Genomic DNA, 13814 nt, shown 5'->3' with positions numbered 1-13814 from the left:
CCTAAATACAAAAGTGGCAGTTCTCCTCTGTTAACCCGAAGACACCTTGTCGACTCGCAAGGTGTTTTTTCCCTTCTTCTAGGCCCATTTGATAGCCTTCATTTAGGATTTCATGCTTCATTGTAAGCCTCTTAACTGAAAACGACTCAGGTGGCGCTATTACACGAATGATGACATCTTCCGGTGGGTTTCGAATAAACGCGAGTGATTCGTTATAACGAGTTGCTCGCTCTTGCATGGCTTGGCCAATCATTGGATGTTTATTGAGAAGCTTTTTGATCAACCAAGAGCTTCGACTTACCGGCATTTCATAACTTAACGGGTGAGAAAGAACCACGGTAATTTCTTTAGCACCACGGCGATAGGCTTCGATGACAGGTATAGAGTCCGCGACGCCCCCATCTGCGTAACATCCACCTGAAAAACAAGGGGTTTGTTTGTATGCGATGGGTAATGCAGCCGTGGCTTCAAGAGCTTGTTCGATATTATCAGGAGTCACTTTATAGTAGTCAGCATAGCCAGTTTCAATATTAGTGGCTGCAGCCCATAATGGTGTGTTTGAAAAGAGCTCTTCGCTATCCAGTGGATAATGCTGTTCTGATTGAGAAACTAACCAGTTTACATCAACAAGATTTCCCCCTTTCATAAACCGTTTAATATCGTAAAACGCTTGGTCAGTCGCTAGATTCGTAATGACGTTGTAGCTACGACCTTTCTGTTTTGACAAATAGCCAACAAGGTTTGAAGCTCCCGCAGAGACGCCAATTGCAAAATCGAAAGGGAAGTACCCATCTTCTATAAATGTGTCTAATACGCCTGCCGCAAAGATGCCTCGCATAGCACCACCTTCAACAACTATCGCTTTCATAGTATCCAATGTTTTTATTGATGTTGAAGGAGAGTTTAGAAGCTCATCACGGATAGCAAAAATGGTTCATTTATATAACTGTGATAGGCAATACCTATCGTTACTTCGATAGGTTTTTACTATTGATAGTATAGATTTTGACGTTTTTATCTATTTATTGCGAGTGTGTAACATCAATCGTGTTAGAGGGTTATTAGTTAATGACTGTGTGTACATACAGTATTTTCTTGACGTTGCGTAATGTTGAATTATACTGGTTATAAATACAGTTAACTGGAGGTGCACTATGTTGTTAGATACAATTGAACGCGTTAATCGCCTACGCCAACAAGCTTTGGCTGATCCAGCTTTTATCCAGTCAGCTAAAGCGCATGAGAAAGCGATAAATAGCCAAAGCTCTCAAAGTATGACTAAGTCGAAGAGCGCCAAACCTAGAAAAGACAGAACATTGGCGGACATCTATCAGCAGGCTGAATTCGGCCAACGTGATGATACAGCTAACCATTAAGAGAGAAAGTCTAAGAAAGCAGCCATTAGGCTGCTTTTTTGTTGCAAAAAAAAGGTCGCATATAGCGACCGTACAAACAGGAAGTAATGGATACATAGAGCGGAAATTGCTTTATTTCCGCCACTTTCATTAAGTTTAGAACATGTTGAGTTTTATGCGAGTTATTCACTTTCTATGCATATTATTTTTCTAACAAGAATCGCAGGGCTGTTAACTTTTAGTGGGTCAATATGTTGTTAAGTTGTTCTATTTTGGTATCTCTACCTGAGTTCCTGCGTCTATTCCGACATATTGCGACATTTTTGGTTATTTAATGGGGCAAAAGACTTATAATGCGTCGCATGAATTGATCGGTGACAATGAAACATACGATTCGCTTTCGAAGTACGCGATATAGGTCACACAGCCCCTAACTATCGCTGACATTTAGGCGTAATATTGCACCCTCCTGAACGGTAACTCCGGAAATAATAATGGATAACAAACTCGGCTTGAGTTCTTTAACAGCGATCGTCATTGGATCAATGATTGGTGCTGGTGTGTTTAGCTTGCCTCAGAACATGGCATCCATAGCCAGCCCAGCGGCAGTGATTATTGGTTGGACAATCACTGGTATAGGGATGATCTTTTTAGCGCTTTCTTTTCAGAAGCTCGCATCACATCGTCCTCATGTAGACAGTGGTGTATTTGGTTATGCTAAAGAAGGCTTTGGTGATTTTGTCGGCTTTTGTTCTGCTTGGGGGTATTGGTTAAGTGCAATGCTGGCCAATGTTTCTTATTTAGTTATTGTATTTAGTACTTTAGGCATGCTGTTCGATACGCCTGATAACGTTATATTTGGTCAAGGGAACACCTTAATCTCAACTATTGGTGCTTCCTGTTTACTGTGGATGGTTCATGCTCTCGTCCTCAGAGGCGTACAAACCGCCGCTCTGATCAATATGGTCACGACCTACGCTAAGCTAGTTCCTCTATTTATCTTTATTATTGCAGCGATGTTTGCTTTCAGTTGGAACACGTTTACGCTTGATTTTACAGGGCTTCACTTTGGTGAGGGTCATGACCTCATGTCACAGGTTAAGAGTACAATGCTTGTGACTGTGTGGGTGTTTATCGGTATAGAAGGCGCGGTTGTGGTCTCTAGTCGTGCCCGAAACCGCAAAGATATTGGACGTGCGACGATACTTGGCCTACTTACTGCTCTCGCTATCTATGTCTTCGTCACTCTTCTATCCATGGGTGTTGTAAAACCGGTTGAATTAGCTAACTACCAGAACCCATCTATGGCGAAGGTACTGACGCATATTCTTGGCCCGTGGGGACAATACATCATCAGTGTTGGCTTATTAATCTCAGTTTGTGGTGCATTCTTAAGTTGGACTGTTTTAGCATCTGAAGCGCCATACCTTTGTGCAAAAGAGAAGATGTTTCCAAAAAAATATGCACAGCTCAATAAAGCGGGTAGCCCTGTTAGGCCGCTGACCTTGACCAATGTATGGATTCAGATTTCGCTCATCTTTGTGATGTTTGCAGGTAGTACTTACGACACACTACTTATCATTGCTTCTGAAATGATCCTAGTCCCTTACTTTTTAGTCGGTGCATTTGTTCTAAAGATTGCCATTGAAGAAAAGAATAAAGGTAGTTTGCTGTTGATTGGCGTTGGCGCGACAATTTACGGAATTTGGCTATTATACGCTTCAGGACTTAATTATTTATTGTTGTCAGCGCTCTTATATCTACCTGGGTTATATTTTTATATTCAAGCGAAGAAAGAGCAGGGAATTAACCCTTTTGAGGGCAAAGAAAAGCTCGGAGCTGGGGTGTTAGGGATTGTCGCTATGGTAGCAGTCGGAATGATTTGGCAAGGCAGCTTAAGTGTGAGCTTTTAGTTTGAAATCCCCTACCTACGCGGTAGGGGATTTTGTTTATAGGTCACAGAAAACTATCGATATTTTGCCGTATAGCGATAACGTAAGCTGTCAAATATTGTAAAAATTAAACCCGCCCAGATAAAGCTGAAACTGACTAGCTTAACTTCATCAAATGCTTCTCCAAATAAATATATTGCTAAGAAAAACTGAATTGTCGGCTCAATATATTGCATTAGGCCAATGGTAGACATAGTCGTTAGTCGAATCGCAATCGAATAGAAAACTAAAGGAAGTAAGGTTGCTGGTGCTGCACCGATGTACAAAGCGAAAGTGATAGCATCAGAATGGAGCGACTCTGTCCCAATAGTGCTTTCCTTAAACACCATATATACAAATGCGATTGGGAGTAAAACTAAGGCTTCAACGAAAAGTCCCGTACTCCAGTTATAGTTGACTTTCTTTTTACACCAACCATAGAAGGTGAAAAATATCGCCATAGTGAGGGCAATATAGGGTACTTCACCATAGTGAATGATTTGGTAGGCTAAACCAATACACGCCAGTATAAGAGCAACTTTCTTACCGACGGAAAGTGACTCTTTTAAGAAGAATACACCGAGCGCCATCATAGTTATTGGGCTGATAAAAAAGCCTAGGCTTGCATCCATTACGCGGTCATTCGTGAGTGCCCATGTAAAAGCACACCATGAAATCGACATCATTACCGTTGCCGCCGTTGAATAAATAAGCGAACGCTTGTCTGCCCAAATCGCGTTGAAATCCGGCAAACGCTTAGTGATGAATAACACGATAGCAGCACCAAATGGTACAGATGCAATAAGTCTAAGTGCTAACAGCTCATCGGTCGCCGCATTTGGGAGAAACTGATAATAAAGAGGGAGTAGCCCCCATAAAAAAAAGGAAAAGGCAGCCATCCCATTGCCTAAACGTTGCTCAGACATAAGGACCTCAGATTAGAAGTATTTGAGCGGAATTTATGCTTATTCTGATAAAAAGTAAAGGGATAAGTTCAAGTCATGAATTGAATGGATTAAAGCTTATATAACAATGGTTTATATCGTTATTGAGAGTAATCTGTTTTAAGAATAGAGCTTGTTAGGACTTCGAATATCCGGAGATTTCCCGAACTGTGACGTAAGGCTCGTCATCATAACTTATGAGTGATCAGGTACACGTTACGTAGACGCTCAGACTAAGTAGAAAATTGCTCACTAAAGGTCAGTTTTCGCTTGGGAGAAATTACACGCATTGTAAGTGTTTGTATATTAAGAAAATAGTGTTTGGTATTAAGCTTGCTATGTTTGCTAGATAGTGGTCTACGTAAATAGCAAATACAAGGATGCATAAATGCCGACGCTTAACTTGAATATCCATGTCGATGGATTGGAATACGACACTCTACGTGTCGTAGAGTACTCAGGTTGCGATAGCTTTTCTCAATCCATCAATAGTAGTGGGCATGCGGTTAATGGGTTCCGCTTTGACTTTCAGCTCGCTAGTCGGAAGCCGAGCCTACAACCTATAGACATCATTGATCGCTCTGTCGACTTTGAGATAGTGCAAAATGGTAAGGTCGTGCAGCAACTGAATGGGATTGTTCGCCAATTTAGTAAAGGCGATACTGGTCATCACCATACCTTCTATAAAATGATCGTTGTTCCAGCATTAGAGCGGTTATCTTTACGCCGTAACTCTCGAATATTCCAGAAAAAAACAACACCTGAAATACTCTCAGTTTTACTTCAAGAAATGGGTATTAGTGATTACGCGTTTAATCTCAAACACAACTACACCCAACGTGAGTTCGTCGTCCAATACCGAGAGTCTGACTTGGATTTTTTACATCGGCTTTCTGCAGAAGAAGGGATGGTTTATAGCTTTCTCCATGAGCTAGGAAAACATACGCTACTCTTTACTGACTCTAATGATGGGCTCGGCGGATTAGATAGTTCGATTCCCTACGTTAATCTAAGTGGTGGAGTGGTTGAAGAACCATTTATCAATACTTTTTCGACTCAATTCAGGTCGGAAGTAAGTCATACAGAGTTGCAGGACTACAGTTTTAAAAAACCAACTTATAGTTTTGCGCAAAAAGTGTTGGGTACGCAGACTGACTATCAACGAAGTGAAGACTACGAACATTTTGACTTTCCGGGTAGATTCAAAAGCGATGGGTTAGGAAGCCGAGTAACTGAAGCTCGGCTAGGTTTTCTTCGTCGAGATGCACGTGTCGCAATAGGTAAAAGTAATCACGGTGCGATTTCGTCAGGTAAGAAGTTTAGACTGCAAGAGCATCCTGATTCAAACTTGAATAGAGAGTGGGTGGTTGTTTCTAGCGAGCATTTTGGCACTCAGCCTCAAGCCTTGGAAGAAGAGGGCAATACAGGGGAAACGACTTATCGCAATGAACTGAAAGCCATTCCTTCAGATATGGTTTGGCAAGCTAAGCCTATGCCAAAGCCACGCATTGACGGACCTATGATAGCGACTGTGGTAGGCCCACAAGGAGAGGATATTTATTGTGACGATAACGGTCGAGTAAAAATTCATTTCGATTGGGATCGCTATTCGAATACCGATGAGTTTAGTTCCTGTTGGGTGAGGGTTTCACAAGCATGGGCTGGTTCTCGGTTTGGTATCGCGGCAATACCAAGAGTAGGTCATGAAGTGATTGTTTCGTTTCTTAATGGTGACCCTGACCAACCTATTGTCACTGGTAGAACATATCATGCCATCAATACTCCTCCATACTCGCTGCCGAAACATAAAACTAAAACGGTGATTCGAACGGAATCGTATAAAGGGCAAGGTTTCAACGAGCTAAGTTTTGAAGATCAGGTAGATCAAGAACGCATTTATATTCATGCACAGAAAGATATGGATGTTGAAGTCAAAAACGATCACGTAACCAAGGTAGATCGCGATATACATTTGGCTGTTGAAAACGATGAATTTGATTTGACTAAAAACAATCGGCATTTAACTGTTCTAGGCGAATATCGTGAAAAAGTTTCATCTGACAAGTCTATTAACATTAGCGGCTCGCTACAGCAGAAAGTGAAAAGCAAAACGGTGTTTGATGTAAGCGATGAAGTCCACTTTAAAGGAGGTAATAAAATCGTTTTAGATGCGGGTAGTGCAATTACGATTAAAGCTGGTGGTAGTTTTGTTACCGTCGATGCAGGTGGTGTCCACGTTGTTGGCTCTGCTATTAACTTGAACTCAGGTGGAAGTGCTAGCAACGGCAGTGGTTTTGGTGGCTTAGTTCCCGCGCTGCCTATGGGGTTAGAGGCGTTGGCTGCGCCAGTGGAGGTTTTACCTTTGAATATAGAACAACAGCGAAATACTCTCATCGAGGCTGCCATGAAAGGTCGCTCAATCTGTCAAGTATGTGAAGTTGCTGACTCATGAGAACTTTCCCTATCCACTCTGAGATACCTCCCCAAACGAATTCACCTCGTTGGTTGATTCTTGATGGAGCGCTACTGCCCAATCTCGAACTTAAAATCGCAACATTAGGAGTGGAGCTAAGCACCAATATCGAGTATCGCCCTTTATTGCGAGGAACACGTTGGGACAAAGTCTCTGAGCTTGGTCCATACCTAGTCCAATGGTTAGAAAACATAAATAGTTGGGCTCAAGAGGTTGCACCTTACCGCTATGGAATCATTTTCGATGCTGACTCTTCTATTGATGAGCTTAGAAGGCACTGGGAAAAACTAATTCTATGTAAGCATCTTGGTTTAGAAAACAATCTAGCGCGTTTATACGACCCCAATATTTTTCTTCGTTTACTCAAAGAAACAGAAGAAGCACGTTTTGAATCTTGGATGGGACCAATGACCACCTTGTGGTTACCAAACCTTTTCAACCAACAATACTGGGAAGCGAAGTCGCTTGCGGGAACAACCGTCGACTTAAAGGAGGTCACCTTTAATGATAAAGAGTGGCAAAGCCTGAGTGATGCGAGTAATGAATATACAGCGTGGCGACTTATCCAACATATAGAGTTGTATTTTCCTCACAAGCTTCAAGGAAGCAAACAAGAAACACACAAGTTTGTTTTGCAGCAACTAATTGACTTAAAACAACTTGGTCAAATCAATGAGCAATTGGCGACATATTACCTCAATATAGTATGCAGACTTGGAAATGTCCTAGGTCAAAATTCACACTATCCTGAAATAACAGCTTGTTTGCACAATTTTAAAGCTCCCTTAGAGCATCGTTTAAAACAAGCAAATCAATTATCTATCTCACTAGCCCGAGATCCACGCGACTCAGTTGGGAATTATCCATGAACTATACAATTCAATCAGGAGATACCTTATCCGGTGTCGCTCGTGCAAACGGAATTACATTAAAATCTATACTGAGCGAAAATCCTAAAATTACTGACCCAAACAAGATTCGCGCTGGTGATGTTATTAACATACCAGAGGATGCGGTGCTTGTTTCCGGCACTTCAGATCCTGCAACTAATGCCGCAATCGTCGCGAGCTCTAAACCTGTGGATAGTGTAGTAGAGGAATGCCCGCTACGAGATGAGTGGTTTACAGTGAAGCCTATGCGCTATGCTGTGGCGGATAAGGACAGTGATGCAAGCCTTCCTGAAGCTTTGTCAATTGGCGTCGACTTGCCTAATATGGAAGATCATCATTATATCGCTCGAGAGCTGAATAATCATACTGTCTACTTTTATAATGAAGACGAACAATACCTTATCGAAGTACTTTATCAAGATGGTATAGCGCAAGATGCCCGCAGTGTCTTTGGAGTAATGCCTCCAGAAGTAGAATCAGCTTTACCGATTCTCAAGCAAAAACAAAAAGCAAAAGCCACCATGTGGCTGAGCGTAACGCCACTATCAGAGTTAAGGCTATCAAACTTACAAACTAATCCTGATAGCATACTCAAGCTCGGTCAGCGTATCGACTTTGCTCAAGCGGCTTCAGGTAATGCACCGGATACGAGATCTCTTTACGATATTGAAAGTCTATTAGCAAATGCTCAAATTAATGAGAGCTTCTTAAAGTGGGCCTACCCGGCATTAGAGCCGATCTCAGACATCAATGGGGTAAGAGTTCCATACGAAGCTCAAACCCCCAAAAATACCTACGCGGTTTGTCTTGTAGACGCGATTGGTATTACAACCGATTTATGTAGAGAGTTCTCTATTGCCTATGAATTAACAATGTCTAGCCTGAGTACTTCTCAACACCCTCTCCAAATGGCAAAGTTAACAAGACACATTATCGACAACGAGATGACACAAGCAGGGTCTAAAGTCCCGGAATACGAACTTACAGGCCATTATGCCGCAGCCCTATCTGTCCGAAAGCGTAGTGATGAACAAATGGACCGACTCCAAACGGCAGCAAGTATTTCGAGAAAGCAAGAACTGGAACAGTGCCTTCACGTTGGTGAGATGGAAAGGTATTTACAAGACTACCAAGATGCGATGCCTAAACTCAAACAGCAGCTTGAAACGCTATCCGAAGACTGGTTGACTTGGTTAGATCATGAGCAGCTTGATTTAGCACTTGCGTGGTTAGACGATGGGAACAAAGAACAAATCGCCTTGAAAGAAAGTTTGTTGTTCGCAATGACTAATAACCTAGAGGCAACAGATCAAGGCGTCGCACTTGCTCAACGCTGGAGTAAAACCCTACTAGCAGTGGTCTCTGAGCAACCAAAAGAGGAAAAAGGAGCCGGGGCACATTTTTTAGCGGCACTCGGTTTTGCCAAACCCTTGATCTTAAATGGCTCAAAGTGGTTGAAAGAACTCAATGGGACAACAAACAGTAGTTCCAGTATTGAAGCGATTGCAAGTATAAGAAATGAACTCATTAAATCAGGTGAGATGCCCGCGACGATCGCCACCGATGGACTTGTTCAGTCTATTGCCTCACCTTTGATTCAGCTTAGTATTGAAAGCAATACACCTTTACTTTGGGAAGATACTTATTCACTGTTTACTTATCGTTACAACTATCAGTTTTCGCAAGTAACTAGCAGTCTAGGGGATGTGTTATTTGACATAGAGGCTTCTTATGCCGTGATGGTTTATGGGGCAACAGGACATATAACTAATGTTCCGGAGCATAAGCCTAGTGCTCAAACCGTGAACATGTATGCTGTCAACCAAACTTCAGCTCCTGGAAACAAAACTAGTACAGTTGAAAAACATGCGCAATTCTGGGTTAAGCAAGTAAATGGCAAAGATTTCCTGAGTGAAAAAACTGCGTTGATGAAGTTGTATCGAAAAACAGAGCAAACATTTACTCCCAATGTACAAAGTAGTGTCATAGGTTTGTTCTTTCTGGTGCAGGTTTACAATACGTCGCAAGTTAACAGTAGGTTTTCCGATGACCCTTTAAAATGGGGAATTGATCGTGCGAATGCGTGGATCGGCTTAATCACTAGTTCTTTTGCCGCTCTGGATCACTTTGCTGGTGCACGATTTGGTGAAGCGGGTGGTAAAAAAGTATTTACTGAGTTTATGAAAACAGACGGGGCAAATTTGCTTGGGACGTCGACATCTAAATCATTAACTTCATTATTAAGTGATACCAAAGTTACCTCTCAAAAAGCAATAGATATGTTTGAACGTATTGGACATTGGGCAACAAAGAGCGTGAGGGGCACTTTTCGTTGGTTACCGGTAATTGGTGGTGCTGTGGCAGTGCTTGCTAGCGGGCATCAATTTGGGAGCGATCTATTTGGCAACCAAAATGCATTATCCACTGCAGTATCAGGGGTAACATTGTTGGTAAATGGTATGGCTGCCTATTGTGCTTGGGTTGCACTAGTACCCGGGGCGGCACCAGTAATGGCGGTAGCAGCGGTTGTTCTTGGTGTTACAGCGTTGGCATTAGAAATAGTTAGAACCTCTTTGGTGGATGACAAAACTCAGTTGTTTTTAAAAGGATCTTTCTGGGGACGGGGTAATTATGATTATGGGGAGTCTAATGCAAATACGTTAGATCAACGGCTAATGTTATTTGGCCATAATGCTCAACAAAGTGATGCTCTCAAAGTGATGCAAAAAGAGTTGACCGCATTTGGAGATTTTATATTTAAACCAATCCCACAATTAATAAATGTCAGCAAAAACGGCGAGTACAGCCGTTTTGAGCTCCATATATTGTTACCTGGCTTTATTCCTTTGCAAAGCGATGTGAGTGTTTATCTCCAAGGCTATATGGAGAGTGATTCTAAGGACTTATTGGTAAGTCATAGCCGAGAAAAGAGATGGCAAACTAATCGCCTCAACGGCAATATGAATATGCTGAATGAAAATACAGCAGCATTGAGTTTTGAGGTTGACGAAGCGACATTGGCAACAAACTATCGTTTTTATGAACTGGCGCTCGCTTATCACAACCCTGCTGGTTATCCTGTTTCTCTAAAATATCCCAAAATAACCATAAGTGATGAGAAACAATGGTTTGAGTTTTGGCGCAGCACGTCTGAGTTGGAGTCTTTTGAAGTAGAGAAAAGCAAATAATGAGTGAATTAAAACAGATTGGTCCGAACCATTGGGTAGGCCCAGAGGACTTTGGTTTTAAACCTAGTTTCCACATAACCCAACATGGGGTGGACCATTACCCGAATGGCCATTTAATCCAGCAAGAGCCACTCAATCCAGGTAACAAAAAAATACCACTAATCAACCGCGTTAAAGAAGCTGAAGATATGGGGGAGTTTTTTGAAGGTTTTTCGGCAGGAGGGCACGAAGGGTTTCTTGATATGCGAGTTCAGTCTGTCCACGGGCGAGGGGAGTTTATGGGACTCGTCTTTCTTTTCACTATTATTTGGCTTGGGTTAAAAGGTTGGGGGTATATTGATGGATTGGAATGGTCAGACACTTATGTGATCGACTTACTAGCATTAGCATTGATAAGTATAACCGTAATAATAGGACTTTTTAAGCCTATTGCCATGCCAGTGCGCTTCCATAAAAAAAATCAAGAAGTCTACGTATGGCATAATAAAATTCTGTATCGAATTCCGTGGCTAGAGTGTGAAATATCAGCCATTGTTGCTAAAACGCATATGGGCTATGGTCGGTTAAAAGATGGTTATGAGTTAATGCTATGGCTAAACCCCAAGCATGCAGTTAACGCTGATTTAACAGGCAATTGCCATCAATATATCAGTCTACTCCATAATATGGGCAGCCATGTCCCTGTGTATGGGTATTGGGAATACGTTCGCCGTTATATGGCAGATGAACAGCCGCTATGGTACGAAGTCAGCAAAGAACCACGTGTGCCAGGCGTTAACACTGACAAAGCAAGAGAACAAGGCTACAGCAATTTTGTTGCATTAATTCGCTTTATCTTAGTTCTTCCTATCTTGTTTCTTCTTCGACCAGCTCTTTTCTCTCTCTGGTGTAACCCCCTCAAACATAAATGGCCTGAGCAAGTTCATGAATGGACTGGTAAGCGATGTAATTGGCATTGAAAATACTGGTTAGTTTAAAGCCGCTCACCCGAGCGGCATTGAACTATCTATCAAAACCTAACCACATTCTTCACAGTACCCACGCCCTCAACCGACACAGATACCACATCACCATCTTTCATTGCTTTGGTTCGTCCCGGCGTACCCATATAAATCAAATCGCCGGGTTTTAAGGTGAAGTGCTTGCTTAGGTAGCTCACGACTTTAGCTGGGCTATGAATCATGTTACGAGTGTTTTCTTGTTGTACAACCTGATCGTTAAGGCGAGTGGTAAGTTCTACATTGTTGTAATCCACACCGACGGCAATACTGCTGCCGATAGGGCCAAATCGATCTGAACCTTTAGCGCGAACCCATTGTAAGTCACTACCTTGCCAGTTTTGCTCAGTTATGTCGTTTCCAACGGTTACACCAAATATCCCTTCTTTAGCCTCTTTCTCAGATGCATTTTTTAGTGTCTTGCCAATAACAAGGACAAGCTCTCCTTCGTAATGAACATTGGTTGCACCTTGAGGGACATTGATTGGTACGCCAGATAATGCCAAAGAAGAAGGTAGCTTTAAAAATATTGGTGGATCTTGGTCTGAAGGAGACGCGAGGTGGCTGGCAAAGTTCATCCCAACAGCGAAGACTTTTTCAGGTTTTGTTGGCACAAGCAAAGTGACAGCGTCAAGGTCAATCGTTTGTGTTGAAAGGGCTGGTGAAGAAAACAAGTCTCCTGACAAAGGATAGATTTTGTCTTGAACCAGCTTACCATAGCTGATCTTTCCCAAATGTTGATAGCGAACATAATGAGTAATCTCAGCGAACGCGAATGAGGGAAGCAAGCAGATAGAAAAGATTAGATAACGCCATAAAGTCATGAATTGGCTCCTTTGTTGAACTGGCAAGTATATCGTAACTCTCTGTAAGCTAGCGAGTGTAATACGTGATCTCCGACCTAACATAATCGTGAAGAACTTCGACAATTTGCCGATAACTTAGTTAATATATTCAGTTCAATGATTGCTCATCAACCATATTATGGATGATAGAGCTATAATAAAGGGATGCCTGCTTCAGTGCGCAGTCTGAAATGGAACCAAGTTTATGAGTGATGTTGTACAAAAACGTAGATACTACCGATTAAAATATCCTAAACGAGCTAGGCCTTTCGTTAGGTTTGGTGATGAGATGTTTCAGGTAACAGAGGTATCTGAAGGTGGTATTCGCATGGTCACCAATCACTTTACTTCAATGTATAAAGGGCTGACAGTCAAAGGGCTATTGAACCTTAATGAAGAGAACACGGTAGAGATAGAAGGCGCAGTGCTACGTTTTGATAACGATGAAGTGATCATCCAACTTGTAAAAGGTCCTACGTTTAAAATCATGGTGGATGAGCAGCGCTATATTCGCACTAAGTACCCTGTGTTTTTTGAAAAGCTTCGAAAAGAAGCGGCTTAAGGCCCATCTTTGAAGCTACAGATTATTGATTGATAAGAAGGCCCGGTTGGGTCTTTTTCTTTTCTGGATGTAAGACCTTGTTGCAAGAATCAATCTGATGGTTGTTAGATAATTGCTCCATGATGAAGAGAGGTAGACTGTAACTAATGAACAAAAGTGCCTTACTAAAGCAGTTGTATTTGAGAGAGTGTCAAAACAATGAGCTGGTGGAGATATCCCAAACTGCGTTGGAAAGAGTGAACTCTTTAGATTATCAAGCGTGGCTCGAAACCAAGCGCGATATCGAGATTGAAGATGTAGAAAATACCCACTGGATAAAAACGTGCACTGGCGGTTATATCACCGAAGTTGCTTTCTTTGCAGGCGGTACGCTTGAAGAGTTTAGGCTTTTTGACCGGTTCAAAACGACAGGAATGTGGGACCTCAAGGATGGGGTGCTGTCAGTTGAAATTCACAAAGGGGACAATCGCTATAATTTGGTGGTGATTGGCAACGGGCAAATCAATATTCATTCTGCAATTGAACTGAAAAATGATGAGCTACATTCTTACTTAAAGCTTGCGCAGGTTAAGTGATTCAAAACAGATATGCCATGTGATTGTATCTAGAAAATGGAGGCAGCGTTCAC

General features: G+C 42.0%; 11 protein-coding genes. 8 read left to right on the top strand and 3 right to left on the bottom strand.

Annotation, left to right across the window (positions count from 1 at the left end):
• Position 1 precedes the first annotated feature (1 nt).
• Complete coding sequence (locus AAFX28_RS17840) at positions 2-868, bottom strand: patatin family protein (RefSeq protein WP_408689659.1); 867 nt, start codon at positions 866-868, stop codon at positions 2-4.
• Between the two features lie 286 nt (positions 869-1154).
• On the opposite strand from AAFX28_RS17840, the gene AAFX28_RS17835 reads away from it, so the two are divergent.
• Positions 1155-1376 carry a hypothetical protein gene (locus AAFX28_RS17835; RefSeq protein WP_408689658.1) on the top strand — a complete coding sequence of 74 codons (222 nt, stop codon included), beginning with the start codon at positions 1155-1157 and terminating at the stop codon, positions 1374-1376.
• A gap of 473 nt (positions 1377-1849) precedes the next feature.
• Entirely contained in the window at positions 1850-3268 is a 1419-nt protein-coding gene (locus AAFX28_RS17830; RefSeq protein WP_408689656.1) for a basic amino acid/polyamine antiporter, read from the top strand.
• A 53-nt stretch (positions 3269-3321) separates the two neighbouring features.
• Here AAFX28_RS17830 and rarD read toward each other — a convergent pair whose 3' ends face one another.
• Positions 3322-4212, bottom strand: a complete 891-nt coding sequence (gene rarD / locus AAFX28_RS17825; protein ID WP_408689655.1) for an EamA family transporter RarD — start codon at positions 4210-4212, stop codon at positions 3322-3324.
• 406 nt (positions 4213-4618) lie between these two features.
• On the opposite strand from rarD, the gene AAFX28_RS17820 reads away from it, so the two are divergent.
• The 4 genes from AAFX28_RS17820 to AAFX28_RS17805 are packed head-to-tail and all read left to right on the top strand — an operon-like array spanning position 4619 to position 11740.
• Positions 4619-6682 carry a type VI secretion system Vgr family protein gene (locus AAFX28_RS17820; RefSeq protein WP_408689653.1) on the top strand — a complete coding sequence of 688 codons (2064 nt, stop codon included), beginning with the start codon at positions 4619-4621 and terminating at the stop codon, positions 6680-6682.
• Positions 6679-7572 (top strand): DUF4123 domain-containing protein, encoded by an 894-nt coding sequence (locus AAFX28_RS17815; RefSeq protein ID WP_408689651.1) that lies wholly within the window; start codon positions 6679-6681, stop codon positions 7570-7572. The genes AAFX28_RS17820 and AAFX28_RS17815 overlap by 4 nt, the downstream gene beginning before the upstream one ends.
• Positions 7569-10781, top strand: coding sequence for a LysM peptidoglycan-binding domain-containing protein (locus tag AAFX28_RS17810; RefSeq protein ID WP_408689649.1), 3213 nt, complete (start codon positions 7569-7571; stop codon positions 10779-10781). The genes AAFX28_RS17815 and AAFX28_RS17810 overlap by 4 nt, the downstream gene beginning before the upstream one ends.
• Positions 10781-11740 (top strand): DUF6708 domain-containing protein, encoded by a 960-nt coding sequence (locus tag AAFX28_RS17805; protein WP_408689647.1) that lies wholly within the window; start codon positions 10781-10783, stop codon positions 11738-11740. Before AAFX28_RS17810 ends, AAFX28_RS17805 begins: the two co-directional genes overlap by 1 nt.
• 50 nt (positions 11741-11790) lie before the next feature.
• On the opposite strand, the gene AAFX28_RS17800 is transcribed toward AAFX28_RS17805, so the two are convergent.
• On the bottom strand, positions 11791-12603 hold the full coding sequence (locus AAFX28_RS17800) for a fumarylacetoacetate hydrolase family protein (RefSeq protein WP_408689645.1): 813 nt from the start codon (positions 12601-12603) through the stop codon (positions 11791-11793).
• A 226-nt stretch (positions 12604-12829) separates the two neighbouring features.
• On the opposite strand from AAFX28_RS17800, the gene AAFX28_RS17795 reads away from it, so the two are divergent.
• Both AAFX28_RS17795 and AAFX28_RS17790 read left to right on the top strand, forming a co-directional pair.
• Positions 12830-13186 (top strand): PilZ domain-containing protein, encoded by a 357-nt coding sequence (locus AAFX28_RS17795; protein ID WP_408689643.1) that lies wholly within the window; start codon positions 12830-12832, stop codon positions 13184-13186.
• 146 nt (positions 13187-13332) lie between these two features.
• On the top strand, positions 13333-13761 hold the full coding sequence (locus AAFX28_RS17790; RefSeq protein WP_408689641.1) for a hypothetical protein: 429 nt from the start codon (positions 13333-13335) through the stop codon (positions 13759-13761).
• Positions 13762-13814 lie beyond the last annotated feature (53 nt).

Source organism: Vibrio sp. TBV020 (assembly GCF_046056895.1).
Taxonomy (GTDB): domain Bacteria; phylum Pseudomonadota; class Gammaproteobacteria; order Enterobacterales; family Vibrionaceae; genus Vibrio.
This window is presented reverse-complemented; position numbering and strand designations above follow the sequence as displayed.